General features: G+C 67.7%; 16 protein-coding genes. 4 read left to right on the plus strand and 12 right to left on the minus strand.

Annotated elements, in window-relative coordinates:
• Position 1: 1 nt before the first annotated feature.
• Positions 2 to 1,678: an FAD-dependent oxidoreductase gene (locus JW364_RS15095; RefSeq protein ID WP_078114127.1), complete on the minus strand. Its 1,677-nt coding sequence runs from the start codon at positions 1,676 to 1,678 to the stop codon at positions 2 to 4.
• 100 nt (positions 1,679 to 1,778) lie between these two features.
• On the opposite strand from JW364_RS15095, the gene JW364_RS15100 reads away from it, so the two are divergent.
• On the plus strand, positions 1,779 to 2,606 hold the full coding sequence (locus tag JW364_RS15100; RefSeq protein ID WP_068971118.1) for an acyl-[acyl-carrier-protein] thioesterase: 828 nt from the start codon (positions 1,779 to 1,781) through the stop codon (positions 2,604 to 2,606).
• Positions 2,607 to 2,613: 7 nt separating this feature from the next.
• Here JW364_RS15100 and JW364_RS15105 read toward each other — a convergent pair whose 3' ends face one another.
• From JW364_RS15105 to JW364_RS15115, 3 genes are all read right to left on the minus strand, one after another.
• Entirely contained in the window at positions 2,614 to 3,165 is a 552-nt protein-coding gene (locus JW364_RS15105) for a DUF3558 domain-containing protein (protein ID WP_137810297.1), read from the minus strand.
• Positions 3,162 to 4,049, minus strand: coding sequence for a DUF3558 family protein (locus tag JW364_RS15110; RefSeq protein WP_068971125.1), 888 nt, complete (start codon positions 4,047 to 4,049; stop codon positions 3,162 to 3,164). Before JW364_RS15110 ends, JW364_RS15105 begins: the two co-directional genes overlap by 4 nt.
• 182 nt (positions 4,050 to 4,231) lie before the next feature.
• Positions 4,232 to 4,426, minus strand: a complete 195-nt coding sequence (locus JW364_RS15115; protein ID WP_205334104.1) for a hypothetical protein — start codon at positions 4,424 to 4,426, stop codon at positions 4,232 to 4,234.
• A gap of 525 nt (positions 4,427 to 4,951) precedes the next feature.
• Between JW364_RS15115 and JW364_RS24195 the strand changes: the two genes are divergently transcribed.
• Positions 4,952 to 5,572 carry a hypothetical protein gene (locus JW364_RS24195; RefSeq protein ID WP_240199135.1) on the plus strand — a complete coding sequence of 207 codons (621 nt, stop codon included), beginning with the start codon at positions 4,952 to 4,954 and terminating at the stop codon, positions 5,570 to 5,572.
• A 462-nt stretch (positions 5,573 to 6,034) separates the two neighbouring features.
• Positions 6,035 to 7,279, plus strand: a complete 1,245-nt coding sequence (locus JW364_RS15125) for an HNH endonuclease signature motif containing protein (RefSeq protein ID WP_205334105.1) — start codon at positions 6,035 to 6,037, stop codon at positions 7,277 to 7,279.
• Between the two features lie 271 nt (positions 7,280 to 7,550).
• Here the strand turns inward: JW364_RS15125 and JW364_RS24530 are convergent, their stop codons facing one another.
• The 7 genes from JW364_RS24530 to JW364_RS15155 all read right to left on the minus strand — a co-directional run bounded on the left by JW364_RS24530 (position 7,551) and on the right by JW364_RS15155 (position 16,367).
• Positions 7,551 to 8,543, minus strand: coding sequence for a hypothetical protein (locus JW364_RS24530; protein ID WP_307814795.1), 993 nt, complete (start codon positions 8,541 to 8,543; stop codon positions 7,551 to 7,553).
• Positions 8,540 to 9,274 carry a hypothetical protein gene (locus JW364_RS24535; protein ID WP_307814796.1) on the minus strand — a complete coding sequence of 245 codons (735 nt, stop codon included), beginning with the start codon at positions 9,272 to 9,274 and terminating at the stop codon, positions 8,540 to 8,542. Before JW364_RS24535 ends, JW364_RS24530 begins: the two co-directional genes overlap by 4 nt.
• A gap of 111 nt (positions 9,275 to 9,385) precedes the next feature.
• Positions 9,386 to 11,059: an allophanate hydrolase gene (gene atzF, locus JW364_RS15135; protein ID WP_205334106.1), complete on the minus strand. Its 1,674-nt coding sequence runs from the start codon at positions 11,057 to 11,059 to the stop codon at positions 9,386 to 9,388.
• Entirely contained in the window at positions 11,056 to 13,125 is a 2,070-nt protein-coding gene (locus tag JW364_RS15140; RefSeq protein ID WP_137810301.1) for a 5-oxoprolinase/urea amidolyase family protein, read from the minus strand. Before JW364_RS15140 ends, atzF begins: the two co-directional genes overlap by 4 nt.
• Positions 13,126 to 13,183: 58 nt before the next feature.
• Positions 13,184 to 13,864 carry an urea amidolyase associated protein UAAP2 gene (locus tag JW364_RS15145; RefSeq protein WP_068971122.1) on the minus strand — a complete coding sequence of 227 codons (681 nt, stop codon included), beginning with the start codon at positions 13,862 to 13,864 and terminating at the stop codon, positions 13,184 to 13,186.
• A 27-nt stretch (positions 13,865 to 13,891) separates the two neighbouring features.
• Complete coding sequence (locus JW364_RS15150) at positions 13,892 to 14,743, minus strand: urea amidolyase associated protein UAAP1 (protein WP_068971123.1); 852 nt, start codon at positions 14,741 to 14,743, stop codon at positions 13,892 to 13,894.
• Between the two features lie 34 nt (positions 14,744 to 14,777).
• On the minus strand, positions 14,778 to 16,367 hold the full coding sequence (locus JW364_RS15155) for an amino acid permease (RefSeq protein WP_205334107.1): 1,590 nt from the start codon (positions 16,365 to 16,367) through the stop codon (positions 14,778 to 14,780).
• Between the two features lie 278 nt (positions 16,368 to 16,645).
• Here JW364_RS15155 and JW364_RS15160 point away from each other — a divergent pair, with 278 nt between their 5' ends.
• Positions 16,646 to 17,275, plus strand: coding sequence for a TetR/AcrR family transcriptional regulator (locus tag JW364_RS15160; protein WP_137810304.1), 630 nt, complete (start codon positions 16,646 to 16,648; stop codon positions 17,273 to 17,275).
• A gap of 52 nt (positions 17,276 to 17,327) precedes the next feature.
• On the opposite strand, the gene JW364_RS15165 is transcribed toward JW364_RS15160, so the two are convergent.
• Positions 17,328 to 18,362, minus strand: coding sequence for a hypothetical protein (locus JW364_RS15165; protein WP_137810305.1), 1,035 nt, complete (start codon positions 18,360 to 18,362; stop codon positions 17,328 to 17,330).

An 18,362-nucleotide genomic window follows, 5' to 3' on the forward strand; every position in this document is an offset into this window, starting at 1 on the left:
GTCACTGCGCCCCGGCGGTGGCAGCCGCCTCGAACTCGGAGATTCTGACGAACTTCGTGCGGACCCGGCCGGTGGCCCTGCCCGCGGACTTCTCGGCGGCGTCGATCGCCTTCCAGCCCGTGAGGTCGATGCGGTTGGCGCCGCGGTCGGCCACGAGTGCGGCGACGTCGTCCCGCGAGGTCGAGGGGTCGTCGAACGCGGCGGCGACGAAGTCCGCGATGACCGCCTGCGCGGTCTCCTGACCGCAGATGCGGTTCATGCCGATACCCCCTGTCGCTCCTCGCTTGATCCAACCCGTGACGTACAGGCCGGGCATCACATCGCCGTCGGCCGCGGTCTGGACCCGCCCCTCGGTGTTGGGGACGACGCCGTGCCCCTCGTCGAACGGTAGGTCGGTGACCGGCACGCCCCGGTAACCGATGGCCCGCAGGACCAGTCCGGTCTCGAGGTCGAACCGATCCTCGGTGGGTGTCACCGCGACTGTCCCGGTCGCGTCGGCGTAGGCGTTGCGCACGCACGTAAGCGTAGCCACTTCCCCGTCACCGGCAATTTCGACGGGAGACGTGAGGAACCGGAACACGATGCGCTTGTTGCCCGGCGTCTGCGGACGCTCGGCGAATTCTCGGGCGAGACGCACCTTGGTGGCGATCGTCGAGTCGAGCGTGTCGTCGGACTGCGCCGCCTCCGAGGCCGGGTCGAGGACCAGCTCGTCGGGGTCGATGACGACGTCGACACCGTCGACGTCACCGAGTGCCAGGAACTCGCTGTTGGTGTATGCCGCCTGCGCCACGCCGCGGCGGCCCAGGAGCACCACCTCGGAGATGTTGGATTCACGCAGCTTCGCGAGGGCGTGGTCGGCGATGTCGGTCTTGGCGAGCTCGTCGGGGTCGGTGACGAGGATGCGCGCGACGTCGAGTGCCACGTTGCCGTTGCCGACCACGACGGCCCGCTCGCCCGACAGATCGACGTCGAGGTCGGCGAAGTCCGGGTGACCGTTGTACCAGGCGACGAACTGGGTCGCGGCGACCGAATTGCGCAGATCCTCGCCTTCGATGCCCAGCCGCTTGTCGGTCGCGGCGCCGACCGCGTAGATCACCGCGTGGTAGCGGGCGACCAGCTCGTCGTGGCTGATGTGCTTGCCGACCTCGACATTGAGGTAGTAGCTGAAGTTCTTCTTCGCCGCGACCGAGGCGAAGGTCTTCTCCACGCCCTTGGTGGCGCTGTGGTCCGGTGCGACTCCGGCGCGCACGAGTCCGTAGGGCGTCGGCAGCCGATCGAACATGTCGACCTTGATGGCCGGTTTGCGGACGAGCTCCTCGGCGGCGTAGAAGGCCGCCGGCCCGGCACCCACGATGGCCACGTGCAGTTCCTTCTCGGGCAGCTTGGGTGCCTTGCGCGGTGGCACGAGGCCGCCCTCGACGTCGTGGTCCTTGTAGTAGTCCGCGTTGATCTGGAGGTACGGCTCGTCACGCTCGTCCAGCTGATCGTCGGGGATGATCGCCTCCACCGGGCACTCGTCGATGCAGGCGCCGCAATCGATGCAGGTCTCCGGATCGATGTAGAGGGCCTCCGCCGTGAGGAACTCCGGCTCGTCGGGCGTGGGGTGGATGCAGTTCACCGGACACACGCTGACGCAACTGGCATCGTTGCAACATGGGCGGGTAATCACATGCGCCATCTGCTGTTTCCTCGTGATCCGACACGTAGAACGTGTTCTATTTTTCCGATTGAATGTATCTTAGCCGCAAAGATACCGGCGACCTATCGGAGGGACTCGAGTGAGCCAGGTTACGCCAGCAGTGTCGGTTGCATCACTCCCGGATCGCAAGCCTGGTGCCCAGTTCTACGAGGTGGGCTATCGCGTCCGCACCGGCGACGTCGATCAGGACATGCGTGTGCGCCTCGATGCGGTGGCCCGCTACCTGCAGGACGTCGCCAACGACAACCTCGAGGCAACCGAGTTCAGCGCGACCGACCCGTTCTGGATCGTTCGGCGGACCATCATCGATGTCATCGAGCCCATCACCTGGCCGGGTACGGTGACCGCGCAGCGCTGGTGCGGTGCCCTGTCGACGCGCTGGACCAACATGCGCGTGCGCCTCACCGCCGAGCACGAGACAAACCGGTTCAACCCCCGACCGCGTCCCGCGGGCCTGATCGAGACCGAGGCGTTCTGGATCAACGTCAACGAGCAGGGCGTGCCGTCACGCCTGTCCGACGACGCCTTCGCGATGCTGTCGGCGATGACCGACGAGCACCGCCTTCGCTGGCGGTCGATGAACCCCGAGAAGGCCCCCGACGCCGCCGACATCGACTTCCCCGACCGTGAACACGTTCTCCGGATCACCGACTTCGACCCGTTCAAGCACCTCAACAATGCCGCCTACCTCGAGGCGATCGAGGACGAACTCGTCGAGCATCCCGACCTGGTCGACGCTCCGCACCGGGTGGTCATCGAGTACCTGCGGCCCATCGTGCCGGGCACGCGGCTGGTCCTGCGCCGGGTGCGCGAGGACGACCGGCTCACCGTGTGGTTGATGATGCCGGGCACCGGCGACGAACTCGTGGTCGCGGCCAGCGTCGTCGTCGGGCCGCTCCCGGGGTGAACGACTTCTACTGACCGCCCTGGAGCAGCAACTCCATCAGCTTGATCGGCGCCGCGCACGGATCGCCCTGGGGCGCGCCGCGAGGTTCGACGAACCAGGTGAAGATGCCGCGGCTCGGCGCGCGGGCGGTCACACCGCAGACGCCCGGCCGGTCGGGACTGCGCTGGGTGAACGCCGACTGGCTGGCGACCTTGATGTTCTCGGTCTGGAAACCGAGCTTCTTGGCCGTCTCCTTCTCCACGTTGACGTTGCCCCACTCGAACCAGTTGAACGTCACACTCACCACGTCGGTGGTGCCGGAGACCAGCCATCGGCAGATGGCCCCGCTGAACGACCGTTCGGCGAACCCGCCGCCGGCGACGACATCGGCGATCATCGCGTCGGGTAGCACATCGCATTCGAGCAAGAGCCGGTCGAACTGGTCGGTGTCGATGTCGCTGCTGCCGGACTGGTCCGCGGCCCCCAACGGCACCGCCTCACCGTCGACGGTGCGCGCACACCCGGCCAGGGCGGTCAGTCCCAGCAGCACCGCGGCGATCACGATGAGGGCGCGCTTCACGACGCACGCTCTATCGACAGCGTCGCCAGCTCGCGTGCGGCGTCACAGATCTCTTCGATCGGCCGTGGTGTCGCCGCGTCGCCGCGGATCGACCATTCGAAGAAGTCCGCGCCGAAACCGATGCCGACCTCACAGATCTGACCTGATTGCGTGTAACCGATGAATCCCTCGTGGCCGTCGATCTCGAGTCTGTTGGTGACGTCGCGCGACAACTTCACGTTCGCCTCCTCACGACCGATCGGCGATCCGCGATACCAGTTGAACGAGGCGACGGCACCCGTCCTCGAACCGGTCGTGTCCCATTCGCACACCGAGGTGTTGTTCACGGTCTCGGTGAGTCCACCGAACCCGGTGATGCGGACCACCTCCTCGAGGGACACACCGCCGCATTCGCCGAAGAACGGTCCGGAACCGGCCTGGGCGGGCGCCTCGGGCGTGTTCGGAGTGTTTGGATCCGACGTCGGCTCGTCGTCCGAGCAGGCGCCGACGAGAAGCGTGATCGCTGCCAGTACCGCGATGAGCAAGGTGCCGTCGCGCAGCCGATCCAGTTGACGCCGTTCACGTTTCGTCGGCCGACCGGCACCGCGGTCGCGGCGCGGCTGACTCGCGAGGATCTCCTTCGGCGGCGGCGGCGGAGACCGGTCGATGAAGCACTCGGCGGCCATCGGCGCCGACACCCGCTTACTGATCGTCCGGGTGACCTCGACGATGCGCTCGCGTCCGGCGAGCCGTACGCGGACCTCGTCACCCGGCACCACCGGCTGGGCCGGTTTGGCGGTCACCCCGTTCACGCGGACGTGCCCGCCCCGACATGCGGCGCCCGCCGCCGATCGGGTCTTGGTCAGACGGATGGCCCAGATGTAGGCATCGACGCGGGTGGACATGGTCAGCCGCCCAGCCGACTCGTCCGCAACCCGGGAGTCCATCCGGCGCAGGCGCCCCGACCCGGTTCAGTGCCCACGACGCCGACTCCCTTCACCGCTCTCCTCGACCCTGCCGGGTGCTCGTTGGGCACCACTGTAGCGGGGTCGCCCAGCCCGCCGCGGGTGCTGAACAGGCGACACCGTCAGCGCTTGCGCGTCAGCAGGTATGCGCCCCCGCCGACGGCCAGGACGAGGAACAGGATCGCCAGGAAGGTCTGGTCGAGCAGCAGCAACGTCACGAACACCGCGATGCCCGGTGACACCGCGACCAGGCTCATCGCCGGGTGCTGACGCACGACCTCCGACACCGCTCTGCTCTTGTCCCAATCGATGGCCATGATGCCCTCCCTGGTCGGTTGCACCCGGATCGGTCCGTGAACGGCCCGGGGTCGTGTGCCCAGGGTAGTCGCGTATCGCGACAGGCCCGGACAATCGCCCCCGTTCCGGTCAGGGACTCTGCGGCCTGACCCCTGCTCTCAGCTCATCGAACTGCCCGCGAAGCGAATAGCCATATCGTCAGCCACACGCTCCGATGTCGGCAGATGTTTCTGCCCGAGGAGTCGGCCGGGACGTCCAACGCGAACGTGTGAGGGCTGGCGAGGATGCCGGTGACCGCGGCGGAGCCGGCACCGATGTCGGGTCCACCCGATCATGTCTACTCCGTCTGACATGTCTATGCCGTTCAGCGGCTTCAATTCTGGTGGAATGTGGAGGGCCGCGGTTTCTACTTCTTGCTTCGCTCCGAAGTCTGGTCTGACCTGGTTCACCTGGGAAGTGATCGACTGCATACTGCATCAGATGAGACGCCTCGGCGTTCTCACAAAGGATGGCCGCGGCAACCCCGTCCGGCGCATAGTCGTGGCATGCTGCGTTTCTGTGCTGACGTCTCAGCCGCGGACTGGATCACACGAAGTCGCGACGCGACCGACGACGTCGCGTCGGGCCAGGCTTGGAAAGCTCTAGCGCTGTTCGGCCCTCCTGAGTTCGAGGCCTACGCGCGGGTCCGTTTCATACCGGATCCAGACCGTCCTCACCAGAGCGTTCCGAGCCAGGACTTCACACAGCCCGCCTATGAGGGCTACGAGCACGCCATCGTCGCCAGGACGTGTAGAGCCCTGGCTGCGGCGACGCGCAGCTCCGACGAGTGCTACTTCGCGATCTGGGCCCGCTATTCAGGTGTCGCGTCCCCTCTACCGGGTGGCCCTCGGATGTACATCCCCAACCGCGGCTACCACCTCTACGTCGGCACACTGTCCGACCTCAAGGCGTGGGAGGAGCCCTTGACACACGAAACGCCTGCGCTATTTCACGACCCGCCGGCCTTTGTATGGCCCGCTGACCATGCCTGGTGCCTGGCAAGCGACACCGATCCTCACTGGGCCGGGATCGGGGCGAACACAGCCACCATCCGCGACCTCACATTGCGAGACGACATCGATGTCGTGACCGCAGACCGCTACGGTCGCCAGCCGTTCTACGACTAACGCACAGAACCGAGGATGGATGAAACAAACGTCGCGGATTCCGACTACTGACCGTAGGTGTATCGCAGGTTGGCGTTGATCAGGTGGCCGATCCGTTGGCACAGATGACGGAGCTGGCGGTCTTCCGAGTCGCGACCCGCTTTCGTCTGCCAACGCGTCAACATGATGAAACACCCGATTGATGCGGTGCGACTCGGCTGGGCTCAGGGGACATGCGCGGGCAGTCGGCTGCTCCGTAGCGCATCCTCGGCGTTGGACCCCTCCTGTTGTCAGCTGCGTAGTGATGATCGACAAACCCTGTTCGATCAACGGGCTGTGACTGGTGGGGTTTCTGTTCACCACGGTTCACTGCGGTTCACCGCTGATGTGCGTGTGACATAGAGTGCCGCACAGTGTGATTCGACGCCAGATAGGTTGTGGATAAATCTCGTCGTCGAACGTTTTGGCGAGTACCTTGGTGTCATGACCTCGATCACCGAGCTCCGCGACACCCTCATTGCTCTGCAACCCCCGCCCGACGACGGGAGTGGTCGCGCGGTGTACGAGCAACTCGACGAATTACGAGTGCTGCGCAACGTTCTCGATCACCAGATCGCCGTCCACATCGCCCTGTTGGAAGATTCGGGGGCACCGGCGCGTGCAGGGTCGACGACCCGATCCTGGCTGATCGAGATGGGCATGCCCCCGACGGCCGCGCACCGCGGTGCACGCATCGCCACCGGACTGAAGTCGTTGCCCAAAGTCGCCGACTGCGCCGCCGACGGCTACCTGTCTGCCGAGTGCGTTGACGCCGTGGTTCGCGGCATCGCAGTCATCGCAGTCATCGCAGCGACTGCGTTGTCCGACGACGACCTGGCGGCGTTCGAGAGCGAACTGCTCGCGCAGGCGTTCTCCGGTGCCACCCCCGCCGAGATCATCACTCACGCCCGGAGTATCGCCATGCGGGTCGCCGATGACGATCCGAACGCCGTCGCGGCAGCGGATGATGCGTCGCTGAACACTGTGCACACCAGGGTGACCGACGAGGGCCGGGTCGCGATCAGCGCAGACGTCACCGCAGTGATCGGGGAGAAGTTCTTGTCGATGATCGACGAGCGCTCCTGCCCGCGCCCCGAACCCGACGGCGCCGCCGACCGCCGCGATGCCGGACAACGCCGCGCGGACGGTCTGGAACTCCTTCTGGACCAGGCTGCGATCGGTGCAGCGATGACCACTGCGGGCGCACCGCGAGCGCAGTTGCTCATCACCATTCCTGCTGATGGCGTTGGTCAGGCAAGGTTGCCGTGGGTCGGAGCCGTGTCAGGCTCGACAGCACAACGACTGTCGTGCGACGGCGCGGTGGCCGAGATCGTCCTCGACGGTGAGGGTGTGCCGTTGCGGATGGGAACCACGAAACGACTGTTCCCGCATCACCTGCGGCAAGCAATCACCATCCGCGATATGTGTTGCGTGAAATGTGGTGCGCCAGCGGCACATACGCAAGTTCACCATCTGATCCCCTGGGCTGATGGTGGCGCTACTGATCTGGACAACGGGTGCCTGCTGTGCCAGCGCTGTCACACCCAGGTCCATCACCACGGCTGGCAGGTCGTAATGGGTCCCGACCGTCATCCGTGGCTCATCCCGCCCGCCGACATCGACCCGAAACGCCTACCCCGGCCGGCCTACAACCGGCGCACCATGCGACTCGACGACGCACTCGTGTAGCCGCCCGGCGACCAGATCCTCCGGCGTCGATCCCGACGCCACACGACCTTTGACAAGTCCACAGTGTGAGAACAAACCCCTGCCCACCGGGACCCTGTCGCGGAAGATGATCAGTAGCAATCACTTCGCGAAAGATCCCGGTGGGACGGGGGTCGGATCCTGTACTGCGATCGATCGATATCGCTCTCGACAGCAACAGTCGGCCACGCGGTGAATGAGCCCAGCCCGGTTCCCCTCACCTCAGAGCGCAGCGAGCCTGGAACACTTCGGATCAGGCCGCGGCATCTCCGGAATCACTGCCGGAATCGGAATCGGCGCTCGAGTCCGAGCCGCTACCGGAGTCGTTGCCATCGGAATCAGAGGTGTCGGGATCCGAGGCGGCGGAGTCCGCGGCATCGGAACCGGCTCCGTCGGAATCCGGGCTGTCAGGATCCGGGGTGTCGGAATCCGGGCCGCCGGACTCGGGCGCGTCGGAGTCTCCGGCATCCGAATACTCGACGCCGCTGTCGTCGGAAGCCTCAGGCGCCCGGTGCTTGCCGACGTAGGAATCCTCCGCCGAGCGGTGCTTGCCGACGTAGCTCCCGGCCTCGTCGGCCTCGTCGTCGGTGGCGACCGGCTCCGCAGACGCATCGACGATCGACATGCTCGTGCGCGCCACGGTGTTCGACGCGCCGGTGTCGATCGGTTCGGTCGCGGGCAGACCGAACGGGAACTCGTAACTCGGGATGCGGATCACGGGGACGAGCTCGCCGGTGTCGAGTTGCCCGAACTCGATGACCGGCAGGCCCAGCCGATTCGGCCGGAGCTCGCCGTTGACCTCGACCAGCGGCCGGAAGGTGACGGTTGAACCCAGCCAGTCGACGGTGATCGGAGCCGTGAATCCGTAATCGCTTGTCAGCCGGAGGAAGTTCCCGCTGAACAGGTCGTAATCGCCACCGATGCTCAGGCGGGCGAAATCCTTGGAGAGGGCGAACCACTCGCTGTCGAAGTCGATGTCTTCGCCACCGAGCAGAGCGGACACGAGACCGCTCAGCACTTCACCGCCCACGCCGCCGAGCACACCCCCCGGGTCGGCGAGCAGCGCAGTCGGATCCGTCAGTCCGAATTGGATCTCACCGTTGGTTTCCTTCCATCGGAAGTCAAAGGTACCTGCGACGTTCGCGCACGCGCCGACTCCTTCGGCGTGGGCGGCAGTCAGACCGCCATAGCAACCGACGCCCTTGACCCCGGGGATCTGTCCGACTTCGTTGCCGAGAACCGTCACGTCCAGTGGGTCAGTGTTCCACGCGTGAGCAGTTCCGATGAGAGCGAACGAAAACGCGGCTCGGCGTCACTCGCACCTGCGGTGGCAAGACTGATGGGCAGATAGGAGATCGCCGTGGCGTCTCCGCCGCGATACGCCATGGCGAACTGGAAGCCGTTGCCGCGTACGGTCGACGAGTTTTCCGTCGTGGGCTCATCGGCGATCGAGTCAGGCAGTCCGGACCCGAACAGCGGCACCAGGATAAGGTTCGCACCGTCTTTCACCCAGGAGGGGATAACCGCGTAGGCGTCTTTCACCGTGCCGTAGACGCCGACCGGGACGAGCTCAAGACTCCCCGGCATCACGATGGTGACACCGAAGCCGCCCATGTCCGTGCTCGATTCCGAACAGTCCGCACCTCCGTTGCTCGCACCGGAAGCACACAACTCGATACGCCAAGCTCTGACGATCTCGGCCAGGTCATCATTGCTGAGGTCTGCGAGCACCGTCCCCAGGGGATTGTTGCCGTACATGTTCTGAAGGTTGGTGAAGCTGTTGATGGCGTCAGTTATCGGCGAAGCCTCAGCCACCGCCGGCTCCGCGACCTGCCCCGTTCCGATCGCGGCGACTGTCGCCAGGGCGGCCGCCCCGGCGATCGCGCGGTGCTGCCGCCGCTGCTTCCGGTTCTCACGTCGAGCGACCTTCTCCGATCGCTGAATTCCGCTGCGCCCCAACCTGGTCATCCGTCCCACCCTCTTCTCCCCGACCGCCCGAGCTGAGCAAGTGAATCACCACGCTCGGTGAACAGATGGTCGATCGGAGGAAATGGCACGAATCGGCGGTTCTGGTCAGACGTCCCACTCCTACCAGCGGTCGCGATCGAGACCCTGACCGGTGGCACCGGCGTCGGCGGCGCACCCGAATCCCACGACCCAGCGGGCGGGACCGCTCTCTCCCGCGGCGATCTCGACCTTGCCCAGCATCATCGGCTCGGGCAGGGCGGCCAGGAACTCCCCCAGCGCCGACGGGGCGAGCGTCCACACCTCGCCGCGAATCGCACGGCCGGCCTCGGGATCGCGGATCAGTCCCGGTTTGGGCGGGGTCGTGTCAAGTGCGACCAGACGGTACGACGGGGTCGTGGTGACCTCGCCGGCCCACCGGGCACCCCGTTCGCTCAGCTCGTGCGTCAGAGGCCCACCCCGCATGTGCGCCCCGAAGACCGCGAGTTCGATCGCATCGTCGGGCTCCGCCCAGGAGGACGCCACCGAGTCGTCACCGACGAAGCGACGTGCCACGTCGACGAGCACGGCGTCGGCATGCGCGACGCCCAGGAACGTGACGCCGAACTGTGCTGTGCTGCCGTCGTCTTCGACGACCGTCCCGGCCGGCACCGCGAGTCCGCAGAGGTCGAAGAGGTTGCAGAAGTTGGTGTACGTGCCCATCCGCGAGTTCACGCCCACCGGATCGGCGGCCACCTCGGCGAGCGTCGGGTGCGCCGGCGCGGTCGGGACCATCAGGACCGTCGCATCGCCCCACTGGTCCATCGCCGCCGCACGAAGGTCCGCAAGCCGACGACGGGCGCGCAACAGGTCGACCGCCGAGAAACGGTCCGCCGCACCGATGATGGCCGACACCGTCGGATCGAGGCCGGCGGCGCCGGGATCGGCAACGGAATCGAGGTACTCCCCCACCGCCTCGTATCGCTCGGCGACGAGCGCGTCGTCGTAGAGGAGCCGGGCGGCCTCGAGGAACGGCGACAGGTCGACGGTCTTGATCATGAGCCCCGCCGCCTCGGCACGATGCACCGCGTCGTCGAACGCGGCGCGCCACCTGTCGTCCAGACCGGGCAGCTCGGTGGGCACGGCGACGACCGGGCGTTCGGGCGCGGCGTAGGGCACGGACTTCGGGAAGGGGCGTGTCCCAGCGGCTTTCGCCATCACCGCAACCGATCGGTCCGCCAGCGCGAGGTCGGCGGCGAAGATCGTGAGGACATCGTAGCTCCGACAGGCGGGTACGACTCCGTCGGTGGAGACGACACCGAGGGTCGGCTTGACACCGACGATGCCCTGCAGGCCCGCCGGCACCCGACCCGACCCGGCGGTGTCGGTCCCGATGGCGATGTCGGCGAATCCGAGGGCGACCGCCACCGCCGACCCCGAGCTCGATCCACCCGAGATGCGGTCGGGGCGTCGGGAATCCCGCACCGCACCATAGGGGCTTCGCGTTCCCACCAGTCCGGTCGCGAACTGGTCGAGGTTGGTCTTGCCCAGCACCACCGCGCCGGCCGCACGCAGGGCGGCGACCGCGGGCGCATCGGCCTCGGGGGTGAAAGCGAAACCGGGACACCCGGCGGTGGTCGGCAGACCGCCGACGTCGACGTTGTCCTTGACCGCGAGGAGAATGCCCGCCAGCGGGCCGCCGGTCGCGACGGACCGCTCGTATTCGGCACGCACCTCGGCCTCAGGCCGGAGCGTGATGAACACCTCCGGACGATCCGCCTCGGCGATCCGCGCGTACACCTCGTCGATCCTGCTCACGCCACCCGCTCCTCGTCGTCCGCACTCTTCGACGCTCCGCCGTCGGCCACGCTCACACCGGCCGCTCGCGCAGCGAATTCACCTTGTAACGACCATCTCTCGCGCTCCTCGGCGCGGGCGATCTCCATCGTCTCCCGGCGAGCCGCGATGTCGCCGGCGTGCTCGTCGAGGAAGCGCTGGTGCGCGGCCAGCGAGAACTCACCGTCGACGATCTTCGTGCTGTCGCCGCGCCCGGCGGCGACGTCGGCCCGCATGTCCAGGAGCTCTTCGGCGCTGACCGGATACCAGTGGATTCGATCGAAGAACCGCAGGAGCCACGGGTGTTCGGGATCGAAACCCGGGGCCGGCAACGGATGCCGGTGATTCCACACCTGGGTTGTCCGTCCGACGAACTGATAACCGCCCGGGCCCTCCATGCCGTAGATGCACAGGTAAGCGCCGCCGATACCCACCGCGTTCTCCGGGGTCCAGGTGCGGGCGGGGTTGTACTTGGTCGTGACCAGGCGGTGGCGTGGATCCAGCGGAACGGCCACCGGCGCACCAAGATAGACGTCGCCGAGGCCGAGGACGAGGTAACTGGCGTCGAAGACGGTTCGGTACACGTCGTCGACGGAGTCCAGGCCGTTCATCCGGCGGATGAACTCGATGTTCCACGGACACCACGGGGCGTCGGACCGCACGCCGAGCATGTACCGTTCGATTGCCTCGCGAGTGGCCGGGTCGTCCCATGAGAGCGGCAGGTGCACCGTGCGGCTCGGCACCACGAGGTCTTCGGCGGCCGGCAGTTGGCTCTCGCATTCGGTCAGCCACTCCAGCATCTGCGCCTGCGACCACACGTCCGGGTCCGCCTTCACCTGCAGGGAGCGGATTCCCGGCGTGAGATCGACCAGCCCGCGCGGCTTCTCGGCGGCAATCCGCTCGGCCAGCGCATGCACCCGGGCCCGCAGGGCCAGGTCGAGGTGCATCTCGCCGTACTCGACGAGCACGTTGTCGTCGCCGGACCGGCGATAGGTGACGGTGGTCGACCCGTCGGCGGTCGTCGTGGTGCCCAGGATTCCGTTGTCGGCGTCGCCGCCCGACGACAGGACGTCGACGAAGCACGCCCGCCGGCCCAGCCCGACCTCGGCGGGCGAGGCCGCACGGTCACCGCGCACCGCGACGAACCGGATCGTGTCACCCGGCTTCAGCTGGCCGAGTTTCCAGCGCTGCGCGGTCGTGACCGTCACCGGGCACACGAATCCACCGAGACTCGGGCCGTCCGGGCCGAGCAGGATCGGCGTGTCCCCGGTGAAGTCGAGGGCGCCGACCGAGTACGCGGTGTCGTGGATGTTCGACGGGTGCAGACCGGCCTCGCCACCGTCGTCGCGCGCCCACCGGGGTTTGGGGCCGATCAGCCGGATACCGGTCCGGTCGGAGTTGAAGTGCACCTCGTAGTCGGTCGCGAACAGATCGGCGATGTCGTCCTCGGTGAAGAACTCCGGGGCGCCGTGGGGCCCGACGGTCACCGCCAGTTGCCAGCTGTTGGTGAACGCCGGCTGCTCGTCGGACAGGATGCGCCGGGGCGCGCCGACCGGCGCACCCAGCAACGTGAGATCGTCGCCGGCCACCAGTGCCCGCCCGTCGAGCCCGCCGAACTTGCCCATGGTGAAGGTGGAGCGGCTCCCGAGGTGATCGGCGGCGTCGAACCCGCCCCCCACCGCCAGATACGCCCGCATGCCGAGGGTGCCGATCGATCCGATGTCGAGCACGTCACCTGGTTCGAGTGTCAGCGGAACCCATTGCGGTGCAACCGTTCCGTTGATCGTCACCGGGACCGGCGCCCCGGTGACGGCCACGACCGCGGACCGGTCGAACCGCAGGGCCGGCCCCATCAGCGTGATCTCGAGACCGGCTGCCGTCCCCGGATTGCCGACAGCGATGTTGGCGAGCCGGAAGGACAGGTCGTCCATGGGACCGGAGGGGGGTACGCCGACCTTCCAGTACCCGACCCGGCCGGGCCAGTCCTGGATGGTGGTGAGCGGACCGGACCGCAACACGGTCACCGCGCCCGTGGTGGTGGCAGACATGATGATGGGATCCTCGTCGGAGTCAGGTGACGCCCGGGGGCGTGGAGGTGAACGGATGTCAGGACGGCCGGGTGACGATGACGCGCACCGCCGTCGGATCGAATCCGTTGCAGGGGTTGTTGATCTGCGGGCAATTCGAGATGAGCACCAGGGTGTCGACCTCGGCGCGCAGCGCCAGTCGCTTGCCGGGGGCGGACAACCCGTCGACGATCCCCAGCGAGCCGTCGGGATCGACGGGGACGTTCATGAAGAAGTTGACGTTGCCGACGAGGTCGGCCTTGCCGAGGCCGTGCCGGCTGCCCTCGATGAGGAAGTTCTCGACGCATGCGTGCTGGTGCTTGGTGTGGTGGCCGTAGCGCAGCGTGTTGGACTCCTGCGAGCAGGCGCCGCCGAGGGTGTCGTGGTTGCCGACCTCGTCGGCCACGATCGTCATCAGCGGAGTGGAGTCGTGGTCACGGATCACGCTGCCGGTGGTGAGGAAGATGTTGCCCTGCGCGGCGATCGTCGCCTGGGCCGAATACCGCTGGGCAGTGTCGGCGGCGGCGTAGAACAAAGTGTCGACGGCCTGGTTGCCGTGCAGGTCGACGATGGTCAGCACGTCGCCGGCGGCGACGACGCCCGACCACGGAGCCCGGTCGCCCACATGCGCGTCGTCGACGACGGTGCCGGGGACGAGAGCGAGTTCGGCGGCCGGCGCCGAGGCGAAATCGGTGATGAGTGCGGTGTTTGTCTCGGTCACGATGGGTGGTCCTCTCTGCGGGTCGGCTCAGTGATGAGCCGCGGCCCAGACGTCTTCGGAGTTGGCGACCGCGCGCTGGTACTCGGGGTCGGTGCCGGCGACCTCGGCCAGCAGCGTGTCGAGATCGCTCTTCGCCTGCCACGCCAGCACTTCCAGCGAGGTGGTGTCGAAATGCGGCGACGGGTCGAGCGGATGCGCGGTGTTGGCGATCGCGACCGTGCACGGCAGATGCAGGATCAGATCGACCGAACGCCCGGGGCCCGCGCTGCCCGTCGAGCGCAGTGTCCCGTCGGCGTCGACGGTGACGCCGTGGAAGAACGACAGCGACGGCGCCACATCCGTAGGTGTCAGACCGTGCTTCGCGGCCGCGAGCGTGAACAGCTCACGTCCGGCCGGACTACCCGAATGCACCTCCCCGGCTCCATATCTCGCGGTGTTGCCCGCGAGGGTCGAGGTACCGCACAGGGCGTCGTGGTGACCGGAATCGTCGGCGACCACGGTTGCCAGCACGCGGCCCTGATCGCTGAGGAGCGGATGACCCGCACCCAGGTACGCCTGCCACGGGACCTTCACGGTGTCGGCGACGTTGAGACGCTCCCACGGCGCGTCGGCGCGCCAGAGCAGCAGATGTGCGCAGGCCGCGCCGGCCACATCGGTGAGCCGCAACCGGGTCCCCCGTGCCAGGACCTTGCTGGTGTAGCGGCCACCGGGCACCGCCTCCGCCCAGGTCAGCGAGGTGGCCGGGACGTCGGCGGGCGGGTTGGGCCAGGCCGATGCCGGCACCACCGGCATGCTGTCGGTGATGGCGCCGGCCTGCGCGCGGGCGTGTTCGCGGGCGCCGGTGGTGGTGCCGGTACCCGCCGCGGTGATCGTGCTCATTCGGAACTCCTTGTTGTAGAGGGTCGCAGCGGACTCAGGCGGACGGGGAGGTCGTCACCGGTCGCGGGTGTTCTTTTCCGCGGGGGTAGCAGGCGATGCCGACCAGGACGGTCGCCACGATGCAGATGGGGCCGGCCCAGCGGAGGATCGGCATCTCACCGGACGGGTCGAAGACCTCGGCCCGCGGCCACGCCAGATTGATCACCATCAGGACGCCGTAGAGCACCGCGAGGGCGTTCACCACGATCCCGAATCGGCCTAGGCTGAACAGCTTTCGGCCACCGGCGTCGACGGCCGGCGTGTCCCGGCCGCCGCGATGCGGCCAGCCCTGGAACCGCCGGTAGAGCATCGGGCCGGTGACGGCCAGGTAGGCGAGGTAGATCAGGATGATGCACACGCTGGCGAGGGTCGCGAAGATCGCCGAGTTGCCGACGTTGACGAGCAGGATGCCGATGCAGAGCACACCGATCAGGATCGACGGCAGGATCGGGGTCCCGGTGCGGCTGTTGACATGTGCCAGTTGCGCCGAGAACGGGAGCCGGCCGTCGCGAGCCATGGAGAACATCAGACGCGAGCAGGCGGTCTGGATGGCGAGGGTGCAGATGAAGATGGCCACCGCCACGTCGGCGAGGAGGACCTTGCCCCAGAAGCTGCCGAGCACGGAATCGAGGACGTACGGCAGACCGCCGGTCGCGAGTTGCTCATCGAGGGTGGGTGCCGCCATCAGGGTGCCGAGCAGCATCAATCCGCCGCCGATGGCCGAGACGGTCAGCGCCATCCGGATAGTGCGCGGTGCGACGCGGCGCGGGTCCCTCGTCTCCTCGGCCAACTCACCCGCCGACCCGAAACCGACCATGACGTACGCGGCCATCAGACCGGAGACGATGAACGCCCAGATGTACCCGGGCTGCTGACCGGGAACGCCGGTGTCGAAGACGACATCGGGACCGCGCTGGGCGTGGGTGAACAGTGCCAGGATCACCGCGACGACACCGACGAGTTCGCAGACGACGCCGATGCTGTTGACCCGGCTCATCCACCGGACGCCGACACAGTTGATGGCGGTCACGACCACGAGCAGAACCGAGCCGAGCAGCACCGCGTTGGCCGCACCGCTCGTGGTGGTGAGGGTCGGGTCGTCGCCGATGATCTGAAAGCCGATCCAGATCGACGGCAGGACGACCTGCAGCGCGATCGCGGCCGCGGCGGCGGTGACGACCTGCGCGATCATCATGAACCAGCCGCCGAACCAGCCGACGACCTCGCCGCCCATCCGGCGGGACCACTGGTAGATCGCGCCCGAGATCGGGTATAGCGCCGCGATTTCGGCGAAGCACAGCGCCACCAGGAACTGGCCGGCGTAGACGATCGGCCAGGTCCAGAAGAAGGCCGGGCCGCCGAAACCGAAACCCAGGCCGAACAACTGAAAGATGGTGGTCAGGATCGAGACGAACGAGAACCCGGCGGCGAAGGACGCGAACTTGCCGAGCGAACGATGGAGTTGCTGGTCGTAGCCGAGTGCCGAGAGGTCGTGAGCGTCGGCATCTCCGGCGCCCGGGCCGGACGATGATCCAGCGGCCGAGGAGGGCGATGCCGCGGGAGCCACTTCGGGGGTGGAGGTCATGCGCGGTCTTCCTTTCCGAGAAGAAGCTCCACGTTGAGCACGGTTGAGGCAGGCACTGTTTCCTGTCACCTGATAGGTAAGCCCTCGCTGATTTCTATCGATTGACAGAATTGTTCCGGTCGTGAAAACTCCCGTTACGTCCGCGTAACGCGCCTGGGATTTCCCCGGTCGGCGGGTCCGCGAACGGCCGAAGCACGCGGCCTGTCGGCTAGGGTCGAGAAATCCGGGTCACAAGATGCCCGGGTTGCGAGATCTGTTGACGCAATTGAGGAGACGACATGCCGTCCGGCTCGAGTACGGCCCCGACGCCGACCGGCCGCGGCCGCCCGCGCCTGGTACAGGCCCGACGCCGCGGGCAGACCGCGCGCGAGGAGATCCTCGACGCCGCTGCCGAATTGTTCACCCGCCACGGGTACACCGGGACGTCGACACGCATGATCGCCGAGGCGGTCGGCATCAGACAGGCGTCGATGTACCACTACTTCGGCACCAAAGACGACATTCTCGCGACCCTGCTGGAGACGACAGTCGTCGCCTCACTCGACCGCGCGCGGGTACTCCTCGACGGGGATGGACCCGCGCTGGCGCGGCTGCTGGAGCTCGCACGCTTCGACGTCGATCAGCTGGCGCAGTCGCGCTGGAACCTCGGTGCCCTGTACCTGCTGCCCGAGGTCGCTGACCAGCGGTTCGTCGAATTCCGTTCGGCGCGCCAGGAATTGGCCGACTCGTATGCCGCCCTGGCGGCCGCGGCACTCGGCGACGCCACCGACAAGCGGACGCTGCTCCCCTTCCGGCTGGTGGAGTCGGTCATCATGATGCGCGCCGACGAACAGCGCGGCGAGCTCGGCGAGCACACGGCTGCCGGTCTCGCCGCCACCGTCGTCGACGCGATCTCGCGAATCCTGTAGCAACAGAGCGCACATGGCCCACGTCGCTACGGGATTCCCGCGAGCGTGACGGCTAGCAGGTTCCGATCACGCCACCCTGCAGCGCCACCTCCATCTTGCGCACGATGGAGCAGTCCGCCGGACCACTCCCGACACTCCGCATGGGTTCGACCTGCTTCACCGCGGGGGTCGGGGCGAGCTGCCGGCCGACCGGCCCGGTGACCTGCGGTACGACCGGCTCCGGGGCGGCATGCCGCGGCTGATGCGGGACGACGACCCGCTCGGCCGACACCTCGGTGGCGTCCGCGCGCAGGTGTCGCGGCTTGTCGACCGGCACCTTCCAGCCCTTGTCATAGCCGTGCGCGGCGCCGATCGCGACACCGGCGGCGACCGCGGGCAGCGCGACGAGGGTGGCGACCACAGCCGTCCCGACCACGGGTCCGACGACGAGTCCCGTGGGCCACAACGGCAACGTGAGTATCAGACCCAAGGGGGCACCCACCACACCGCCGACCGCGAGGGCGAGGGGTGCTGCCACCCCGGCTCCGATGACGCCACCGACCGCGGCATCACCGACCATCTGCTCGGCCACCCGGTCGGCCCGCGCGACCGGTACCCCGTTGCTCTGCAACACATCCGAGATTCCTTGGACGATCTCACCGGCTCCCGCCGAGATCTGCGCGGCCAGTTGCGGAGACACCGCTCGCGGACGGGTCAGGTCCAGGTTTCCGACCCGAACCCGGTCCCCTGCATCGGCGACCGGCACCGCCACCGAACCGAGTGGCCGTAGGTGCCGCGACCCCGGTGTCGGGACGACCGACGTCACGTCCGGCCATGACCCGACCACCACCGGCGCCGCATCCGAGACCAGCGCGGCGTCGATCTGCGCGATGCGGAAAGCGTTGCCGGGCAGCGTTTGTGCTCCCGGCGTCGATGAGGAGGGAACCACCGGGACGGGCAGGGCCACCCCGGGTGAGGCCGCCTGGGCCACGGCCGGGGCCGTCACCGTGAGCGACGCGGCCAACGCGCAGCCGAGCAGGGCACCCGCCGGGCGGCGACCGCGCGGACGTGGGCAACGGTGTGCGCCGGATTTGCCGTTCTTGTCCAT

Source organism: Gordonia sp. BP-119 (assembly GCF_016924115.1).
Taxonomy (GTDB): Bacteria; Actinomycetota; Actinomycetes; order Mycobacteriales; family Mycobacteriaceae; genus Gordonia; species Gordonia hongkongensis.